Source organism: Agromyces sp. NPDC055658 (genome assembly GCF_053618155.1).
Genome location: NZ_JBSHHD010000013.1, coordinates 19,904 through 37,787 on the forward strand (window position 1 = coordinate 19,904; position 17,884 = coordinate 37,787).

The window sequence follows — 17,884 nt, forward strand, 5'->3', positions numbered from 1 at the left end:
GCGCATGAGCGAATCCGTCAGCCTCCCGGCACTCGGCGAGAGTGTCACTGAGGGCACGGTCACCCGCTGGCTGAAGAATGTCGGCGACCGTGTCGAGGTCGACGAGCCGCTGCTCGAGGTCTCGACCGACAAGGTCGACACCGAGATCCCGTCGCCCGTGGCGGGTGTCATCGAGGCGATCCTCGTCCAGGAGGACGAGACCGTCGAGGTCGGCACCGCGCTCGTCACGATCGGTGACGGTTCGGGCGCTGCGGCGCCCGAGGCCGCTCCCGCGCCGGCCGAGGCTCCCGCCGCGCCCGAGGCTCCCGCCGCCGCACCCGAGCCGGTCGCCGCACCGCCGGCCGCCGAGCCCGCCGCTCCTGCGGCACCCGCCGCTCCTGCGGCACCCGCCGAGGTGCCGGCTGCGGCGCCCGCCGCTCCGGCAGCGCCCGCTGCTCCGGCGGCTCCGCCAGCCGCCCCGGCAGCGGCGCCTGCCGCTGCGGCGCCTGCTGCTCCGGCTGCACCGGCCGCTGCTCCCGCTGCCGCACCTGCCGCGCCGGCTGCTGCTCCCGCTGCCGCGCCGGCTGCACCCGCTGCACCGGCCACTGCTCCCGCCTCCGGTGCGCACGCGGGTCCGTCGGGCTACGTCACGCCGATCGTCCGCAAGCTCGCGAACGAGCAGGGCGTCGACCTCGCGAACGTCACCGGCACGGGCGTCGGCGGTCGCATCCGCAAGCAGGACGTCATCTCGGCGCAGACGGCTCCGGCCGCGGCGGCCGCCGCGCCGGCACGTCAGCCGCTCGAGACCTCACCGCTCCGCGGCACGACCGTTCCGATGACGCGCCTGCGCAAGGTCGTCGCCGAGCGCGCCGTCGTCTCGATGACCTCGACCGCGCAGCTCACCACCGTCGTCGAAGTGGACGTGACCCGCATCGCGCGCCTGCGTGATCGCGTCAAGGGCGAGTTCCTCGCGAAGACCGGCAACAAGCTGTCGTTCCTGCCCTTCTTCGGCCTCGCCGCGGCGGAGGCGCTCAAGGCGTACCCGATCATCAACTCCACGGTCGACGGCGACAGCATCGTCTACCCGGCCCAGGAGAACATGAGCATCGCGGTCGACACGGAGCGCGGCCTGCTCACCCCGGTCATCCGCAACGCGGGTGAGCTCGACATCGCAGGTCTCGCCGCCCAGATCGCCGATCTCGCCGAGCGGACCCGCAACAACCAGCTGAAGCCCGACGAGCTCGCCGGCGGCACGTTCACGCTCACGAACACCGGTTCGCGTGGTGCGCTGTTCGACACGCCGGTCGTCTTCCTCCCGCAGTCGGCCATCCTCGGCACGGGTGTCGTCGTCAAGCGCCCCGTCGTGGTCAGCCAGGACGGCGCGGACGCGATCGCCGTGCGTTCGATGGTGTACCTCGCGCTGTCGTACGACCACCGCATCATCGACGGCGCCGACGCCGCCCGCTTCCTGACGGCGGTCAAGGACCGTCTCGAGGAGGGTGCGTTCGAGGCCGACCTCGGCATCTAGTCGAACAGTTCCCGCAGTCGCCAACCGGCCTCGCCCCTCATCACGAGGAGCGAGGCCGGTTCGCGTTGCGGGTCGGCGTACGGGAGCTCGAGCAGCACGGCGTCGCCCATTTCGGCGCTCACGGAGAGTTGGTCGAGCGCGAAGCCGGGAACCTCCGGCACCTCGCCCTCGCGTGCCCGGGCGAGTGCCTCCCGGTCGGAGCGATCGAGCGCCGAGCCCGGCTGGTCGACCTGGTCGAGGCAGCCCGCGTCGATCGCGGCCAGGCACTCCTGCCGGAGCGTCATCAGCGCCACCGCCGCCGCCACCGGATCGACGAGGGCGTCTCCCTCCTCGGCGGCCGGTCCGTCGGAGTCCCGCTCGGTGCCGTGCGCCTCGTCAGCGCCGCCGGTCCCGCCCGTCGGCACTGCGGCCCGGCGCGCATCGGTTCGGCCGGACGACGCACTGTCGGTCGCGGTGACCGTCTCGCGATCCACGCCGCCGGCCTCCGCCGACGGCGGCACGAGGGTGAGCAGCAGCACGAGCGCCGCTCCGCCGGCGGCGGCACCGACCACCAGTGGGCGCCGCCGGCCCGCGATGAGTTCCCGCCATCTCCGTCGGGCGGCACCGGCACGGTCGGCGCCGGCCGAGCGCGCCACCGGCTCCACCGGCGGTATCGGCAGCTGCGCGAGCTCGCCGAGCGTGGCACGCCATCCACGCGCCCGGCTTCCAGCGGGGCGTTGCCGTTCGCGCGTCGCCTGCGACGTGACCGGGCCCGCCGTCGACATCATCGGTTCAGACGTCGACGGAGCGATCCGCGTCGGCAACGACCCTCGAGCCGCCGCGCCGACGTTCGTTCGCACGGGTGCGGCAGTGGCCGCGGCGAACAGCGCACGCTCGATCTCGCCTTCGGTGCGGGCGAACGGCCGGGACTCCGCCCCGGACCGTGCGATCGCAGCCGCGCGCTCGAACACTGCCGGTTGTCGCGTCGATCGCGCCACCTCCTCGATCAGCGCGCCCAGTCGCCGGTGGCTCTCGCGCAACAGCTCCGTGCGGGCGACGGCGGCGCCGGCGGCGTCGAGCGAACGCACGGCCCCGAGGCCGACGAGACGCGGCCTCCCGGTCTCGTCGATCATGACGTCGCTCGTCGTCATCCGCGTGTGCACGAATCCCGCGTCGGCGAGACCCGCCGCAGCCGCGACGAGCGGAGCGAGGATCGTGGTCGCCTCCCCCGGATCGAGCAGCCGTTCGCCGAGGAGATGCGCGAGCGTCGGCCCGGCGATGCGGTCGACCACGAGGACGCGCCGGCGATCATCGAGCACTGCGACGTCGACGAGCGTCGGCAGCGTGCCCGAGGCATCCGCCCCCATCACCGCGATCTCGGTGCCGATCTGATCGTCGTCGACCCCATCGCGGTACACCTTCACGGCGACCGGCCTGCGAGCCGTCGCACCGTCGGCACCTGCCGGCGACCCTGCACCGTCGACGGCGTCGACCGCGAGGTGCACCTCGGATCGATCCCCGGTCGCGACGCGGCGAAGCAGCCGGTAGCCGGCGACCCGACCGTCACCTGCCGCGGCGCCGTCGCTCGGCACGGGCGCGCCCTGCGCCCTGGTGGCCGCCGTCACGGCCGCGCTTCTCGCTTCACGTCTCATCCCGGCAGTCTCCACGGAGCTCGTGGCGCACGCGATCGAGCCGACGGATCGGATGCCCCGATGCGGCACCGCCACGGTTGGGGAGGACGAGTCGCCTAGACTGGCCGAATGCTCGACATCGTCGTCACGGGGCTAAGCGCCAACTCCGTGCCGTACATCGAGGGTCTCGACCTTCAGCGCGCCGTCCATCGCGCGGTCGTCGCGGGCGAACGCCCCGACACCGTCCTCCTCCTGGAGCACCCCTCCGTCTACACTGCCGGGAAGCGAACCGCTCCCGACGAACGGCCGACCGACGGGACACCCGTCATCGACGTCGACCGCGGCGGCAAGATCACCTGGCACGGTCCCGGCCAGCTCGTGGGGTATCCGATCATCCACCTCGCCGAGCCGGTCGACGTCGTCGGCTACGTGCGCCGACTCGAGGGCGTCCTCATCGACGTCCTCCAGGAGCTCGGCGTCGACGGACGCCGAGTCGACGGACGCTCCGGCGTCTGGGTCGGGTCGCCCGGGCTCGAGAACAAGATCGCCGCGATCGGCATCCGTGTCGCCGAGGGCGTCACGATGCACGGCTTCGCCCTCAACTGCTCGAACTCGCTCGAGCCGTACGAGCGGATCGTCGCCTGCGGAATCCGCGACGCCGGCGTGACCACGATCAGTCGCGAGCTCGGCCGCACGGTGACGCCCGCCGACCTGGTCGACGCCGTGGGCGCACGTCTGCGCGACGAGTTCGAGGAGGCGCTGGCCGCATGACCACCGCACCCGAGGGGCGCAGGATGCTGCGCCTCGAAGTCCGTAACGCCCAGACGCCGATCGAACGCAAGCCCGAGTGGATCAAGACCCGGGCGAAGATGGGTCCCGAATACCGCGCGCTGCAGTCGCTCGTGAAGAGCGAGGAACTGCACACGGTCTGCCAGGAGGCCGGCTGCCCCAACATCTACGAGTGCTGGGAGGACCGCGAGGCCACCTTCCTCATCGGCGGCTCGCAATGCACGCGGCGCTGCGACTTCTGCCAGATCGACACCGGCAAGCCGGCCGACTTCGACTCCGACGAGCCGCGCCGCGTCGGAGAGTCGGTCGTGCGAATGCAGCTGCGCTACTCGACCGTCACGGGCGTCGCCCGCGACGACCTGCCCGACGGCGGAGCCTGGCTCTACGCCGAGACGATCCGCGAGATCCACCGGCAGTCCCCCGGCACCGGTGTCGAGATCCTCGTGCCCGATTTCAACGGCGAGCCCGAGCTGCTGCAGCAGGTCTTCGACGCAGAGCCCGAGGTGTTCGCGCACAACGTCGAGACGGTGCCGCGCATCTTCAAGCGCATCCGCCCGGCGTTCCGCTACGAGCGCTCGCTCGACGTGATCACGCAGGGACGCGACGCAGGGCTCATCACGAAGTCCAACCTCATCCTCGGCATGGGCGAGGAGCGGTCAGAGATCACGCAGGCGCTGCACGACCTCCACGACGCCGGCACCGACATCATCACGGTCACGCAGTATCTGCGGCCGAGCCCGCGCCATCTGCCGGTCGCGCGCTGGGTGCGTCCGGAGGAGTTCCTCGAGATCAAGGCGGAGGCGGAGGAGATCGGCTTCCTCGGCGTGCTCTCGGGTCCGCTCGTGCGCTCGTCGTACCGCGCCGGACGGCTGTGGGCGCAGTCGATGCACGCGAAGGGCCGAGCACTCCCGCCCGGCCTCGCCCACCTCGCCGACACGTCGCTCGGCTTCGCCCAGGCCGTCGGCTGATCGACCGGTCGGCCCGACGACCTCGTCTTCGTCTGGGGCCGCTCGCTCCGCGCCCATCGCGGTCCGAGCGGCCTCCGGCCGCCGGTATCCTAGACACCATGGCACGCACGAAGGACGCATCGAAGGCTCAGAAGGAGCCGGGCCGGCTCAAGCAGATGTGGCAGGTCTTCCAGATGACCCGCCGCTACGACCCGACCGCGCAGTGGCTGATGCTCCTCGCGTTCCTCGTGCCGGTGCTCGCGGGCCTCGCGCTCGCCCTCTGGCTGAGCGAGGGCAACGGCTTCACGATCGCCCTCTGGATCGTCGCCGGCGTGCTCGCCGGCCTTCTGCTCGCACTCGTCGTCCTCGGCCGGCGTGCCGAGCGTGCCGCCTATGCCCAGATCGACGGGCAGCCGGGTGCCGTCGGCGCCGTGCTGCGCAGCGGCCTGCGCGGTGCATGGGTCGGCAACGAGATGCCGGTCGCCGTCAACGGCAAGACGCAGGACGCGGTGTACCGCGCGGTCGGCCGCGGCGGGGTCGCGCTCATCAGCGAAGGGCCGGCCACGCGCACGAAGCGCATGCTCGACGACGAGCAGCGCAAGGTCGCCCGCGTGCTGCCGAACGTGCCGATCACGCTCATCTCCGTCGGCCATGACGAGGGATCGATCGAGCTCTACAAGCTTCCGTCGACGTTGCGCAAGACCAAGAAGGCGCTCACGAAGCCCGAGGTGCTCGCCGTCACGAACCGCCTGAACTCGCTGCAGACGTCGCTGCCGATTCCCAAGGGCATCGACCCGATGAAGGTACGGCCCCAGCGCGGCAAGATGCGCTGAGCGCACACGCCGACCACGCGGCATCCGCTTCACGAAGCGGGTGCCGCTTCGTCGTTCACGGGCCGGATGGCTCGGAGCCGGTCACGCCCGGATGAGCACCGTTCCCGCGACCTTGTCGTGGAAGCCGCGCTGGTCGGAGTCCCACACGAGCGCCGGCACGACGATGAGGAGCAGGGCCGTGCGGACGACGGGCCGCCAGAGGCCGATCCAGCCGCCCTCGAGCGGGACGACGTGCATGCCGAGGAGCCGGTGCCCGATGCTCCCGCCGATCGTCGGGATGAACACGATCTGCAGGACGGCGAAGACGAGCGGCGTCACCCACGTGTACGCAACGGATTCGTACGGCGTGAAGAGCAGCGAGATGAGCATCGCGCTGCCCCAGTCGATGAAGATCGCCGCGATCCGACGGCCCGCCCGGCCGACCGACCCCCTCCCCTCTGCGGGGAGCCCGAGTCGTTCGCCGGGCCAGCGGCTGGGTTCGAGATCTCCGAAGGTCTGGGGTTTCGCGTCGGGCACCCCACGAGTCTACCGATCGGGCATGGGCGTAACATGGCCGAAACATTCCGGTCACGGTCGGGAAACGGCGTGCGGATACCGTCGCCGTTGGCTGTGCAAGTCCATCCGTTCCACCCGCCCCCTGGAGATCATCACATGTTCAGTGATTCGTCCGAAGTGCTCAAGTTCATCAAAGAGACCGATGTCAAGTTCCTCGACATCCGGTTCACCGACCTGCCCGGCGTGCAGCAGCACTTCAACATCCCGGCCTCCACGGTCGACGAGGAGTTCTTCACCGTCGGGCAGCTGTTCGACGGCTCCTCGATCCGCGGGTTCGCGAACATCCACGAGTCCGACATGCAGCTCATCCCCGACGTGTCGACCGCGTACATCGACGCGTTCCGCGCCGAGCGCACGCTGGTCATGGTGTTCGACATCTACAACCCCCGCAACGGTGAGATCTACGCGAAGGACCCGCGCCAGGTCGCGAAGAAGGCCGAGAAGTACCTCGCCTCGACCGGCATCGCCGACACGGCCTTCTTCGCCCCCGAGGCGGAGTTCTACATCTTCGACGACGTGCGCTACGAGGTGAACCAGCACTCGAGCTTCTACTCGGTCGACTCCGAGGAGGGCGCCTGGAACTCGGGCCGTGCCGAAGAGGGCGGCAACCTCGGCAACAAGACCCCCTACAAGGGCGGCTACTTCCCGGTCTCCCCCGTCGACAAGCAGGCCGACCTGCGCGACGACATCTGCCTGAAGCTCATCGACGCCGGGCTGATTCTCGAGCGTTCGCACCACGAGGTCGGCACGGGCGGCCAGGCCGAGATCAACTACCGCTTCGACACGATGGTGCACGCGGCCGACGACATCCTGAAGTTCAAGTACATCGTCAAGAACACCGCCGAGCAGTGGGGCAAGACGGCGACGTTCATGCCGAAGCCCCTCTTCGGCGACAACGGCTCGGGCATGCACACCCACCAGTCGCTCTGGAACGACGGCAAGCCGCTCTTCTACGACGAGGCCGGCTACGGCGGCCTCAGCGACATCGCGCGCTGGTACATCGGTGGCCTCCTCAAGCACGCCCCCGCTGTGCTCGCCTTCACGAACCCGACGGTGAACTCGTACCACCGCCTCGTCCCGGGCTTCGAGGCCCCGGTCAACCTCGTCTACTCGGCGGGCAACCGCTCGGCGTCGATCCGCATCCCGATCACGGGCACCAACCCCAAAGCGAAGCGCATCGAGTTCCGCGCGCCGGATGCCTCGGGCAACCCGTACCTCGCGTTCGCCGCGCAGCTCATGGCCGGCCTCGACGGCATCAAGAACCGCATCGAGCCGCACGAGCCGGTCGACAAGGACCTCTACGAGCTCCCGCCCGAGGAGGCCAAGGCCATTCCCCAGGTGCCGGGATCGCTCGGCGAGGCGCTGGCCGCGCTCGAGGCCGACCACGACTTCCTCCTCGAGGGCGGGGTGTTCACGAAGGAGCTCATCGAGACCTGGATCGACTACAAGCGCGAGAAGGAGCTCAAGCCCCTCGCGCAGCGGCCGCACCCGTTCGAGTTCGAGCTTTACTACGGCGTCTGATCACCCGCAGCCCCCTGCTGCCAACGAAGGGCCGTCCCGCGCAAGCGGGGCGGCCCTTCTCGTGCATTCCGACCCCGAGGAAGCCGTTCGGATTCCACGTGGCGGGCGTGCGATCGCACGGCGCTGCTCGCGTCGTCAGACGGTCGGTTCGCGCTTCGGCTCGAGGCCGTAGAAGCCCCGTTCGAACACCGCACGAGACCGCCGGGTGAGTTGCAGGTAGTCGTGCTCGAGTTGCGTCGCCGAGCCCGCCGGGTAGCCCATGATGCGGGCGACGCCCTCGAGCTGCGAACGTTCGACGGGCAGCACGTCGGTCGTCTTGTCGAGCCAGAGGGTGAGCGCCGAGCGGGCCCGCGAGGCGAACACCCACGCCGCCCGGAGCGTCTCGGCATCGGCACGATCGATGAGTCCCGCCTCGGTCGAGGCGTCGAGCGCGCGGAGCGTCGACGTCGTGCGCAACGACGCGATCTCCGCGCCGTGCTGCAGCTGCACGAGCTGCACGAACCACTCGACGTCGGAGATCGAGCCGCGGCCGAGCTTCAGGTGGCGGGTCGGGTCGGCCCCCTGCGGAAGCCGTTCGTTCTCGACGCGCGCCTTGATGCGCTTGACCTCGCGGACCTCCTGCTCACCGATCTCGCTCGGATAGCGGACGGTGTCGGCGAGCTCGGTGAAGTCGTCGATCAGTGCGCGGTCGCCGGCGACGCCACGCGCCCGCAGGAGCGCCTGCGCCTCCCACGTGAGCGACCAGCGCGAGTAGTAGGCGCGGTAGGCGTCGAGCGATCGGGCGACGACGCCGTTGCGCCCCTCGGGCCGGAGGTCGGCATCGAGCTCGAACGGCAGCCGCGCATCCTCTGAGAGTCGCACGAGCTCGCTCACGATGCGCAGCGCGCGGGAATGCGCTGCATCGGGCTCTGCGCCCTGAGCGCGATACACGTAGATGATGTCGGCATCGGAGCCGATGCCGAGCTCCCGGCCGCCGAAGCGGCCCATGCCGATCACCGCGAACTCGATGCCGTCGGACTCGCCGCCCCGTATCGCCGCGACAAGCGCGGCGATGTGGTTCTCGGTGAGATCGGTGAGCCCGTGCCCGAGCTCTTCGACGGTCGTGACGTCGAGGATGCCGGCCAACGCGAGGCGCAGCATCTCGCGGCGCCGGATGGCGCGGAAGATCTTCGCCGCGTCGTCGGACTCGCCGTGACGTCGGAGCACGGCGCGCGTCTCGTCCTGGAGTGCGGCGAGCGAGCGGGGTCGAAGCTCCTCGAGGTCCTCGAGCCAGGCGACCGCCTCGGGTGTGCGCTCGAGGAGTTCGGCGGCATAGCGCGACCCCGACAGGACCCGGGTGAGCCGAAGCGCCGCGTCGGACGAGTCGCGCAGCAGCCGAAGGTACCAGTGCGTCGTCCCGAGCGTGTCGCTCAGGCGGCGGAAGGAGAGGAGCCCGAAATCGGGATCGGTCCCCTCAGCGAACCACGAGATGAGCACGGGCATCAGGTGTCGCTGGATCGTCGCCCGCCGCGAGAGGCCCGACGTCAGCGCGGCGATGTGCGCCAGCGCACCGCGAGGATCGCGGAACCCGATGGCGGCGAGCCTCGCCTCCGCCTGCGCACTGGTGAGCTCGAGGCCCGACGCGGGCAGCGCGGCCACCGCCGACAGCAGCGGCCGGTAGAAGAGGCGCTGGTGGAGACCGCGCACCCGCTGCCGCGTCGACTGCCAGACGCGGGTCAGCTCGGCGGCGTCGCGTCCGAGCCCAGACGCCCGAGCGAGGATGCGCAGGCTGTCGGCGTCTCGCGGCATCAGGTGCGTTCGTCGAAGGCGTTCGAGCTGCAGCCGATGCTCGAGCACGCGGAGCACCCGGTAGTCGCGGGAGAACTCCCCCGCCTCCTCGCGACCGACGTATCCTGCCTCGGCGAGGGCCGTGAGGGCGAGCAGGGTGCCGCCCTGCCGGATCGAATCATCGGTCGCGCCGTGCACGAGCTGCAGCAGCTGCACGGTGAACTCGATGTCGCGCAGGCCACCTGGACCGAGCTTCAACTGGACATCCACCTCGTCGGCCGGGATGTGCTCGGTGACCCGCTCGCGCATGCGCTGCACCGACTCGACGAAGCCCTCCCGGCTCGAGCTCGACCACACCATCGGCTCGACGCCGGCCGTGTATCGGCCGCCGAGTTCGAGGTCCCCCGCGAGCGGGCGCGCCTTCAGCAGCGCCTGGAACTCCCAGCTCTTCGCCCAGCGCTCGTAGTACTGGAGGTGCGAGTCGAGCGTGCGTACGAGCGCCCCGTCCTTGCCCTCCGGGCGCAGGTTCGGATCGACCTCCCACAGCGGCGGCTCGATGCCGGGCTCGCCGATCAATCGCATGGTCACCATCGCGAGACGCGTCGCGATCTCGACGGCGCGCGGAGTCGACACCGCCTGCTCGTCAGCGGATTCGGCGACGAAGATGACATCGACATCGCTCACGTAGTTCAGCTCGCGGGCGCCGGCCTTGCCCATGCCGATGACGGCGAGCCGCGTCGCCGCGACCTCCGCCGCGGGATACCGGCCGGGCGCGGCGGGGGCGCCCTCGTCGCGCGCGACGATCCGGCGTGCACCGGCGAGGGCGGCGTCCAGGGCGGCGCCGGCGAGGTCGGCGAGCCCCGCCGAGACGGACTCGACGACGTCGACCGCGTCGTGCCGGGTGAGGTCGTAGACGGCCACGCCGGCGAGCAGCCGGCGATATCGCACGCGGATCGCCGCAGCCAGCGCGTCGGGATCGTCGACGCGCTCGGGCGCGAGTCCGTCGACCGCTGCGAGCAGCGAGGATCGCGCCTCGGTGCTCGTGGGCGGCGGCGCCGGCACCGCCTGCAGCAGCGCGATCTCGGCGGGATGGCGGTTCAGGAAGTCGGCGAGACCCCGCGATGCGCCCACCAGTCGGGCGAGTCGCTCGGCCGCCGCGGGTTCGTCGAGCACCGCGGCGACCTCCGCAGGCGCCCGGTCGTGCAGGCGGCGGAACTCGATCAGCGCCGAGTCGGGGTCGGCCGCTGCGCCCAGCGCCGCGAGGAGCGCCTCGCCATCGACCCCGGTCGCCGCCGCGAGCTCCCCGAGGCGCGTCGACGCCCGGTCGAGGTCGTCGAAGCCGGCACGTGCGAGTCGGCCGAGCGTCGGCGCCTGTCGAGACATCCGGCGGTCAGAGGATCTCGAGATTGCGGTGCAGCTCGAAGGGCGTGACCTGCGAGCGGTAGTCGCGCCACTCGGCCCGCTTGTTCGCGAGCACGTAGTTGTAGACCTGCTCGCCGAGCGTCTCGGCGACGAGTTCGGAACCCTCCATGTACTCGATCGCGTGATCGAGGCTCGCCGGCAGCGGATGGTAGCCGAGCGCGCGGCGCTCGCTGTCGGTGAGCGCCCACACGTCGTCCTCCGCCTCGGACGGCAGCTCGTAGCCCTCCTCGATGCCCTTCATGCCGGCTGCGAGCAGCAGGGAGAAGGCGAGGTACGGGTTCGCCGCCGAGTCGATCGCGCGATACTCGACTCGCGCGCTCTGACCCTTGTTCGGCTTGTAGAGCGGAACGCGCACGAGCGCCGAGCGGTTGTTGTGGCCCCAGCAGATGAAGCTCGGTGCCTCGTCGCCGCCCCACAGCCGCTTGTAGGAGTTCACGAACTGATTCGTCACGGCCGAGATCTCGTTCGCGTGGCGCAGCAGGCCGGCGATGAACTGACGACCGATCTTCGACAGCTGGTACTGCGCGCCGGGCTCGTAGAACGCGTTCGTGTCGCCCTCGAAGAGCGACAGGTGCGTGTGCATGCCCGATCCGGGGTACTGCGAGAAGGGCTTCGGCATGAACGTCGCGTAGACGCCCTGCTCGATCGCGACCTCCTTGACGACGGTGCGGAACGTCATGATGTTGTCGGCCGTCGTGAGGGCGTCGGCATAGCGGAGGTCGATCTCGTTCTGGCCGGGGCCCGCCTCGTGGTGGCTGAACTCGACCGAGATGCCGAGGTCTTCGAGCATGCGCACCGAGCGGCGGCGGAAGTCGTGCGCCGTGCCGCCGGGGACGTTGTCGAAGTACCCGGCCGAGTCGACGGGGATCGGCCCCTCGTCGCCGAACTTCGACGAGCGCAGCAGGTAGAACTCGATCTCGGGATGCGTGTAGAAGGTGAACCCGCGATCGGCGGCGCGCTCGAGGGTGCGCTTCAGCACGTTGCGCGGGTCGGCGACCGCCGGCTCGCCGTCGGGCGTGGTGATGTCGCAGAACATGCGACCGGTCGGGTCCACATCGCCCCGCCAGGGCAGCGTCTGGAACGTCGACGGGTCGGGGTAGGCCAGCAGGTCGGACTCGTACGTGCGGCTCAGGCCCTCGATCGCCGAGCCGTCGAACCCGATGCCCTCGGTGAACGCACCCTCGACCTCGGCCGGTGCGATCGCGACCGACTTCAGGGTGCCGACGACGTCGGTGAACCAGAGCCTGACGAACTTGACCCCCCGCTCCTCGATCGTGCGAAGAACGAAGTCGCGCTGCTTATCCATCCACACCCTCTCTCGCAGATCCCAGCGTACCGGCACCGGCCGCCGCAGGGCGGCCTCGCGGCAGCCGATCGGGCTCGGCCGATGTGCGAGGATTGCGGCATGTCAGGCGAGCCCCAGACCTCAGCATCCGACACCTCCGCCCCGACCGGCGCGGCCTCCGACGCCACGGCGGAGCTGAACCCCTACGGCGGCGCCTCCGCGACCGGCGGTCCGAAGCGGGTGCGCACCCGCCACTTCCAGAACGCGAAGCGCAACGGCATCAAGATCACCGGGCTCACGAGCTACGACCAGCTCACGGCGCACATCTTCGACGAGGCGGGCATCGACTTCCTGCTCGTCGGCGACTCGGCCGGCAACAACGTGCTCGGCTACGAGACGACGCTTCCGGTCAAGGTCGACGACCTCATCCCGCTGACGCGCGCCGTCGCCGGGGCGGTCAAGCGGGCCTTCGTGATCGCCGACATGCCGTTCGGCTCGTACGAGAACGGCCCCGAGGACGCACTGCACACCGCCGTGCGATTCATGAAGGAGACCGGGGCGCACGCCGTCAAGCTCGAGGGCGGGGAGCGCAGCGCCAAGCAGATCCGGCGCATCGTGAACGCCGGCATCCCGGTGATGGCGCACATCGGCTACACCCCGCAGAGCGAGCACGGGCTCGGCGGCCACGTCATCCAGGGACGCGGCGAGGGCCTCGACCAGCTGCTCGCAGATGCCCGGGCCGTGCAGGATGCCGGCGCGTTCGCCGTCGTGCTCGAGATGGTGCCGGCCGAAGCGGCCCGCCAGGTCACCGAGCTCCTCGACATCCCGACCATCAGCGTCGGCGCCGGTCCGCACACCGACGGCCAGCTGCTCGTCTGGACCGACTGGGCCGGCCTCACCACCGGCCGGGTGCCGCGGTTCGTCAAGAAGTATGCGGATCTCGCCGGCGTGCTCAGTGCGGCGGCCAACGAGTGGCGCGCCGACGTCGAGTCGGGGGCGTATCCGACCGCGGAGCACTCGTTCGAGTGACCCGCTGATCAGTCGTCGGCCGCGTCCTCCTCGGCCCACTTCGCACTGTTCGCGCGAAGGATCTCGAGCGCCCGCTCGGCCTCTTCCCGCGTCTCGAAGGGGCCGACCCGGTCGACCGACTGCGAGACGAACCCCTGTTCGACCGCACCGGTCTTGAGGTTGTACCAGAACATGTGCTCGACGTCCTCGGTCATAGGCTGATCCTATGCCCAAAGACGCCGCCGGCCACCTGATCCCCGGACGACTCTCACCGGCGCGCGCCGTGCCCGCCGGCATCGCCCGGCCCGAGTACGTGGGCCGTCGTGCACCCGCCCCGAACCCGGGCGGCGACCGGTACGCACCCGACGAGGTCGAGCGCATCCGGGCCGCCGGCCGCATCGCGGCCGGCGCGATCGAGGAGGCCGCGGCGGCCATCCGCCCGGGCGTCACGACCGACGAGCTCGACCGCATCGTGCACGAGTACGTCACGGGCCACGGGGCGTACCCGTCGACCCTCGGCTACCGCGGCTATCCGAAGTCGAGCTGCACCTCGGTCAACGAGGTCATCTGCCACGGCATCCCCGACGACACCGTGCTCGTCGACGGCGATCTCGTGAACCTCGACGTCACCGCCTTCCTCGACGGCATGCACGGCGACCTCAACCACACGTTCCTCGTCGGCGACGCCGGCGAGGAGGCCGCGCTGCTCGTCGATCGCACGCGCGAGGCACTCGCACGAGGCATCCGCGCCGTCGCGCCCGGCCGTCAGGTGAACGTGATCGGGCGCGCGATCGAGGCGTACGCCAGGCGTTTCGGCTACGGCGTCGTGCGCGACTACACGGGGCACGGGGTGGGCCGTGCGTTCCATACCGGGCTCGTGATCCCCCACTTCGACGACCCGAGCGCGACGACGGTCATCGAGGAGGGCATGGTGTTCACCATCGAGCCGATGCTCACGCTCGGCACCGTCGAATGGGATGTCTGGGCCGACGATTGGACGGTCGTCACCCGCGACCGTTCCCTCACCGCCCAGTTCGAGCACACGCTCGTCGTCACCGACCGCGGCGCCGAGATCCTCACCCTCCCGTGACGCATCCGGCCTGAGCGTTCGCCGCACGGCACCGCGATAGTGTGAGCGCATGGCCACGGAACTCGCGATCGGCATCGACATCGGCGGCACGGGGATCAAGGGAGCAGTCGTCGACCTCGGCGAGGGCACCCTCGTCTCCGACCGCATCAAGGTCAAGACGCCCGAGGGCGGCCGTCCCGCCGACATCCTGACCGCGACCACCGAGCTGCTCGACCGGCTCTCGGCCGACTTCGACGAGTCGCTGCCGCTCGGCGTCTGCTTCCCGGCGATCGTCAAGCGCGGTCGCACCCTGTCGGCTGCGAACATCTCGCGCGAGTGGATCGGACTGCCTGCCGAGGAGCTCTTCGAGGAGACCTTCGGCCGCGAGATCCACTTCATCAACGACGCGGATGCCGCCGGCTACGCCGAGTCGCGCTACGGTGCGGCGGTCGACGCCGATGGGCTCGTCATCCTCACGACGCTCGGAACGGGCATCGGGTCCGCGTTCCTCTACGACGGCGTGCTGGTTCCGAACACCGAACTCGGGCACATCGAGCTCGACGGCACCGAGGCCGAGAAGCGCGCGGCGTACTCCGCGATGGAGCGCGAGTCGCTCGACTGGGCGTCGTGGGCCGCCCGCCTGCAGCGGTTCTACGCGCACATCGAGTTCATCTTCTCGCCCGACCTGTTCGTCGTCGGCGGCGGCGTGTCGAAGCACCACGAGCAGTTCCTGCCGCTGCTCGACCTGAAGACGCCGATCGTACCCGCCCGCCACCGCAACAACGCCGGCATCATCGGGGCCGCGTCGCTCGCGGCGAAATGACCGTGTGGTGCAACGCCGCCCGCGATCGCCGGCGCGATCACCGGAGTCGGCGCCACGCCTCGTGGTGCGAGCGGGCCGGCTGATACGCCGGGTTCTGTTCACCGCGAGCCTTGCGTCTCGCGGCTGGACGGCCATCTCTCTCGGGGCCACGTCGCCGTGACCCTCCAGCGGTCTACCCGGGAACGGGACGGGCAGCCCCATGGTTCCCTGTCTGACCTTGCTCCGGACGAGGTTTACCGAGCCGGCCGGGTCACCCCGGCCGCTGGTGGGCTCTTACCCCACCGTTTCACCCTTACCGCCCGCTCGCGCGGGAGGCGGTCTGCTTTCTGTGGCACTGTCTCGCGGGTCGCCCCGGGTGGGTGTTACCCACCGTCCTGCCCTGTGGAGCCCGGACGTTCCTCGGCGCACGGGGTGAACCGTGCGACGCGACCGTCTTGCCGACCCACTCGCCCCTGAAGTCTACCGTCAGAGCCCCGACTCGTCGGTGCGCACGAGGATGCGGTCGCACTCGGGGCACTGCACGACGTCGTCGGGCGCGGACCGACGCACCGACTCGAGGTCGGAGCCGGTGAGCGTCATCGTGCACCCGCCGCAGGTGCGCTGGCGCAGGAGGGCCGCGCCGACGCCGGCGCCGCGCGTGCGACGCTGCTCGTAGAAGGCGAGGAGTTCGGCGGGGACGCCCGACGCGACGACCTCCCGATCGCGCTCGGCCTGCTCGCGCTCGACGGTGATGCCGCCCGCTGCGGCATCGCGCTCGGCCTCGAGCTCGGCGACCTCGGATTCGATGGCGGCGCGCTGCAGGTCGATGCTCGAGACGACGACCTCGGCCTCCTCGACCCGCTCCATCACGACGAGCTCCTGGTCTTCGAGGTCGCCGCGCCGCTTGGCGAGGGAGGCGAGCTCCGCCTCGAGCGCCTGCACGTCCTTCACCGACGAGGTGTGCTGCAGCCGGTCCGAGTCGCGGGCGATACGGGCCTCGACGACGGCGACATCGGACTCGAGCCGGGCGAGCTCCGTCTTCGCGTCCTCGAGCGTGCCGATCGCCTCAGCACGGGTGCCGCGCACCGCCGTCTCGCGCTTGGCGAGCTCGGCGAGCTGCGCGGTCTGCGGCAGGACGCCGAGCCGGTGCGCGAGCTGCTGGATGCGGGTGTCGATCGACTGGAGCCGCAGCAGTTCCTGCTGGTCGGCGGGCGTGGCCTTCACGTGGTGCTCCTCGCGGGGGTCTGGGCTGGACTCGTCATCATTGCACGACCTGGAAGTCCCATGGGTCGGTGCGCAGCTCGCTCACGACGATCTCGAGCCCCGGCAGGGCCGCGCGCAGCTCGGCGGCGGCGACGTCCAGCCAGAGCCACTCGCTCGCCCAGTGCGAGACGTCGACGAGCGCGGGTCCGCCGCCGAGCGCGGCCTGCTCGCGCGCCTCGGAGGCGGGATGGTGGCGCAGGTCGGCGGTGACGTAGACGTCGGCCGCACGTACCGCAGGGTGCCCGAGCAGCGAATCGCCGGCCCCGCCGCAGACCGCGACCGTCTCGACCGGGTCGTCGAATCCGCCGGCAGCACGCACGCCGGTCGCGGTCGCCGGGAGGAGCTCGGCGATGCGTCGCGCGAGACGGCCGAGCGTGGTCGGCTCGGTCAGGCGACCGACCCGGCCGAGCCCCGTGTCACCGTCGTCGGATGCCTCGATCGGGCGCTGCTCGGCGAGGCCGAGCCGATCGGCAAGCACTGCGCTCGTGCCGGTCGCGACGACGTCCGCGTTCGTGTGCGCCGCGAGCAGGGCGCAGTCGGCGCGGATGAGCCGGGCGAGCAGCGCGCCCTTGTAGCGGTCCTCTGCGACCGTCGTGACGCCCCGCAGCAGCAGCGGATGGTGCGCGATCAGCAGGTCGGCGCCGGAGGCCACGGCTTCGTCGACCGTCGCGGCGACCGCGTCGACGGCCAGCAGCACCCGCCGCACGGGCGCGTCGAGAGCGCCGGAGACGAGCCCCGAGGCATCCCACGCCTCGGTGCCGGCCGCGGGCCAGAGGCGTTCGGTGACGGCGAGCACATCGGCGAGGACCAGCGACATGTGGGCCCTGCCGGGCTCGAACCGACGACATCCACGGTGTAAACGTGGCGCTCTACCAACTGAGCTAAAGGCCCTCGCGCCGCACGCGGCGCAGGCTCATCGTATCCGAGCGGCCGGGCGGCGCGGCATCCCGCCGGGTCAGGCGGCCCTTCGCAGCGAAGCGAGCGCCTCGCGGTACCGCTCGAGCGGACGCGCCTCGCCCTTCGGCGTGGCGAAACTGTCGACCACCACGCCGTCGTCGTCGATGAGGAAGGTCGCGCGTGCCGCGACGCCGTGCTCGGCGTCGAACGCGCCGTACGCCGCGGCGACCTCGCCGTGCGGCCAGAAGTCGGCGAGCAGGCGGAACCCGTAGCCCTGCGCCTCGCTCCACGCCCGGAGCGTGTGCTTGGAGTCGACCGACACGCCGATGAGCTCGACCGACTCGTCGGCGAACATCGCGAAGTTGTCGCGCAGCTCGCACAGCTCGCCCTGGCAGATGCCCGAGAAGGCCAGAGGGAAGAACACGAGCACGACCGGTCGCCGGCCGCGGAAGTCGGCGAGCCGCACGGTCTGCCCGTGCTGGTCGACGAGGTCGAAGTCGGGCGCGACGGCACCAGGGGCGAGGATCATGGACGGGGACCTCCGATCGGAACGGCCCATCATCGTACCGCCCCCGATTCCCGACGAGACTCATTAGGATGGCGGGGTGC

At 70.9% G+C, this 17,884-nt stretch carries 16 protein-coding genes, 1 tRNA gene and 1 other RNA gene; 8 read left to right on the forward strand and 10 right to left on the reverse strand.

Going from position 1 to position 17,884, the window contains the following annotated elements; translation table 11 throughout:
- Positions 1–4 precede the first annotated feature (4 nt).
- Positions 5–1,507, forward strand: a complete 1,503-nt coding sequence (sucB, locus tag ACWGPE_RS08075; protein ID WP_452048482.1) for a 2-oxoglutarate dehydrogenase, E2 component, dihydrolipoamide succinyltransferase — start codon at positions 5–7, stop codon at positions 1,505–1,507.
- Here sucB and ACWGPE_RS08080 read toward each other — a convergent pair.
- Positions 1,504–3,111 carry a hypothetical protein gene (locus ACWGPE_RS08080; protein ID WP_452048483.1) on the reverse strand — a complete coding sequence of 536 codons (1,608 nt, stop codon included), beginning with the start codon at positions 3,109–3,111 and terminating at the stop codon, positions 1,504–1,506. The two genes, sucB and ACWGPE_RS08080, sit on opposite strands and share 4 nt — an antisense overlap.
- Positions 3,112–3,246: 135 nt before the next feature.
- Here ACWGPE_RS08080 and lipB point away from each other — a divergent pair, with 135 nt between their 5' ends.
- From lipB to ACWGPE_RS08095, 3 genes are all read left to right on the forward strand, one after another.
- A complete protein-coding gene (lipB, locus tag ACWGPE_RS08085; protein WP_231431085.1) occupies positions 3,247–3,888 on the forward strand; it encodes a lipoyl(octanoyl) transferase LipB in 642 nt (213 codons plus the stop codon).
- Positions 3,885–4,874 (forward strand): lipoyl synthase, encoded by a 990-nt coding sequence (gene lipA / locus ACWGPE_RS08090; RefSeq protein ID WP_231431086.1) that lies wholly within the window; start codon positions 3,885–3,887, stop codon positions 4,872–4,874. Before lipB ends, lipA begins: the two co-directional genes overlap by 4 nt.
- A gap of 98 nt (positions 4,875–4,972) precedes the next feature.
- Positions 4,973–5,686 (forward strand): DUF4191 domain-containing protein, encoded by a 714-nt coding sequence (locus ACWGPE_RS08095; protein ID WP_231431087.1) that lies wholly within the window; start codon positions 4,973–4,975, stop codon positions 5,684–5,686.
- 81 nt (positions 5,687–5,767) lie between these two features.
- Here the strand turns inward: ACWGPE_RS08095 and ACWGPE_RS08100 are convergent, their stop codons facing one another.
- On the reverse strand, positions 5,768–6,202 hold the full coding sequence (locus ACWGPE_RS08100) for an RDD family protein (RefSeq protein ID WP_231431088.1): 435 nt from the start codon (positions 6,200–6,202) through the stop codon (positions 5,768–5,770).
- A gap of 135 nt (positions 6,203–6,337) precedes the next feature.
- Here ACWGPE_RS08100 and glnA (ACWGPE_RS08105) point away from each other — a divergent pair, with 135 nt between their 5' ends.
- Positions 6,338–7,762, forward strand: coding sequence for a type I glutamate--ammonia ligase (gene glnA, locus ACWGPE_RS08105; RefSeq protein ID WP_231431089.1), 1,425 nt, complete (start codon positions 6,338–6,340; stop codon positions 7,760–7,762).
- A 135-nt stretch (positions 7,763–7,897) separates the two neighbouring features.
- Here glnA (ACWGPE_RS08105) and ACWGPE_RS08110 read toward each other — a convergent pair whose 3' ends face one another.
- Together ACWGPE_RS08110 and glnA (ACWGPE_RS08115) are read right to left on the reverse strand one after the other, a co-directional pair.
- Positions 7,898–10,912, reverse strand: a complete 3,015-nt coding sequence (locus ACWGPE_RS08110) for a bifunctional [glutamine synthetase] adenylyltransferase/[glutamine synthetase]-adenylyl-L-tyrosine phosphorylase (protein WP_275505834.1) — start codon at positions 10,910–10,912, stop codon at positions 7,898–7,900.
- Positions 10,913–10,919: 7 nt separating this feature from the next.
- Positions 10,920–12,257, reverse strand: coding sequence for a type I glutamate--ammonia ligase (glnA, locus tag ACWGPE_RS08115; protein WP_231431091.1), 1,338 nt, complete (start codon positions 12,255–12,257; stop codon positions 10,920–10,922).
- 99 nt (positions 12,258–12,356) lie between these two features.
- Between glnA (ACWGPE_RS08115) and panB the strand changes: the two genes are divergently transcribed.
- On the forward strand, positions 12,357–13,265 hold the full coding sequence (gene panB / locus ACWGPE_RS08120; RefSeq protein ID WP_231431092.1) for a 3-methyl-2-oxobutanoate hydroxymethyltransferase: 909 nt from the start codon (positions 12,357–12,359) through the stop codon (positions 13,263–13,265).
- 8 nt (positions 13,266–13,273) lie between these two features.
- Here panB and ACWGPE_RS08125 read toward each other — a convergent pair whose 3' ends face one another.
- Positions 13,274–13,459 (reverse strand): SPOR domain-containing protein, encoded by a 186-nt coding sequence (locus ACWGPE_RS08125; RefSeq protein WP_231431093.1) that lies wholly within the window; start codon positions 13,457–13,459, stop codon positions 13,274–13,276.
- Between the two features lie 11 nt (positions 13,460–13,470).
- Between ACWGPE_RS08125 and map the strand changes: the two genes are divergently transcribed.
- Together map and ppgK are read left to right on the forward strand one after the other, a co-directional pair.
- Entirely contained in the window at positions 13,471–14,334 is an 864-nt protein-coding gene (gene map / locus ACWGPE_RS08130; RefSeq protein ID WP_231431094.1) for a type I methionyl aminopeptidase, read from the forward strand.
- Between the two features lie 49 nt (positions 14,335–14,383).
- Entirely contained in the window at positions 14,384–15,136 is a 753-nt protein-coding gene (gene ppgK / locus ACWGPE_RS08135) for a polyphosphate--glucose phosphotransferase (protein WP_231431095.1), read from the forward strand.
- 67 nt (positions 15,137–15,203) lie between these two features.
- Here the strand turns inward: ppgK and rnpB are convergent.
- The 5 genes from rnpB to ACWGPE_RS08160 all read right to left on the reverse strand — a co-directional run bounded on the left by rnpB (position 15,204) and on the right by ACWGPE_RS08160 (position 17,804).
- An RNA gene (gene rnpB, locus ACWGPE_RS08140) (RNase P RNA component class A) lies at positions 15,204–15,581 on the reverse strand.
- Positions 15,582–15,601: 20 nt separating this feature from the next.
- Complete coding sequence (locus tag ACWGPE_RS08145; protein WP_231431096.1) at positions 15,602–16,339, reverse strand: zinc ribbon domain-containing protein; 738 nt, start codon at positions 16,337–16,339, stop codon at positions 15,602–15,604.
- Positions 16,340–16,376: 37 nt separating this feature from the next.
- Entirely contained in the window at positions 16,377–17,195 is an 819-nt protein-coding gene (locus ACWGPE_RS08150; RefSeq protein ID WP_231431097.1) for a Nif3-like dinuclear metal center hexameric protein, read from the reverse strand.
- A 1-nt stretch (position 17,196) separates the two neighbouring features.
- Positions 17,197–17,269: transfer RNA gene (locus tag ACWGPE_RS08155), tRNA-Val, on the reverse strand.
- Between the two features lie 64 nt (positions 17,270–17,333).
- Positions 17,334–17,804 carry a peroxiredoxin gene (locus ACWGPE_RS08160; RefSeq protein ID WP_231431098.1) on the reverse strand — a complete coding sequence of 157 codons (471 nt, stop codon included), beginning with the start codon at positions 17,802–17,804 and terminating at the stop codon, positions 17,334–17,336.
- Positions 17,805–17,884 lie beyond the last annotated feature (80 nt).

What these genes read in the sequence shown, in the direction of transcription:
- glnA (WP_231431089.1), top strand. Translation starts at nt 6,338, where the DNA reads ATGTTCAGTGATTCGTCCGAAGTGCTCAAGTTCATCAAAGAGACCGAT.
- sucB (WP_452048482.1), top strand. Translation starts at nt 5, where the DNA reads ATGAGCGAATCCGTCAGCCTCCCGGCACTCGGCGAGAGTGTCACTGAG.
- lipB (WP_231431085.1), top strand. Translation starts at nt 3,247, where the DNA reads ATGCTCGACATCGTCGTCACGGGGCTAAGCGCCAACTCCGTGCCGTAC.
- glnA (WP_231431091.1), bottom strand. Translation starts at nt 12,257, where the DNA reads ATGGATAAGCAGCGCGACTTCGTTCTTCGCACGATCGAGGAGCGGGGG.
- ACWGPE_RS08150 (WP_231431097.1), bottom strand. Translation starts at nt 17,195, where the DNA reads ATGTCGCTGGTCCTCGCCGATGTGCTCGCCGTCACCGAACGCCTCTGG.
- panB (WP_231431092.1), top strand. Translation starts at nt 12,357, where the DNA reads ATGTCAGGCGAGCCCCAGACCTCAGCATCCGACACCTCCGCCCCGACC.
- lipA (WP_231431086.1), top strand. Translation starts at nt 3,885, where the DNA reads ATGACCACCGCACCCGAGGGGCGCAGGATGCTGCGCCTCGAAGTCCGT.
- ACWGPE_RS08125 (WP_231431093.1), bottom strand. Translation starts at nt 13,459, where the DNA reads ATGACCGAGGACGTCGAGCACATGTTCTGGTACAACCTCAAGACCGGT.
- ACWGPE_RS08095 (WP_231431087.1), top strand. Translation starts at nt 4,973, where the DNA reads ATGGCACGCACGAAGGACGCATCGAAGGCTCAGAAGGAGCCGGGCCGG.
- map (WP_231431094.1), top strand. Translation starts at nt 13,471, where the DNA reads ATGCCCAAAGACGCCGCCGGCCACCTGATCCCCGGACGACTCTCACCG.
- ACWGPE_RS08110 (WP_275505834.1), bottom strand. Translation starts at nt 10,912, where the DNA reads ATGTCTCGACAGGCGCCGACGCTCGGCCGACTCGCACGTGCCGGCTTC.
- ACWGPE_RS08160 (WP_231431098.1), bottom strand. Translation starts at nt 17,804, where the DNA reads ATGATCCTCGCCCCTGGTGCCGTCGCGCCCGACTTCGACCTCGTCGAC.
- ppgK (WP_231431095.1), top strand. Translation starts at nt 14,384, where the DNA reads ATGGCCACGGAACTCGCGATCGGCATCGACATCGGCGGCACGGGGATC.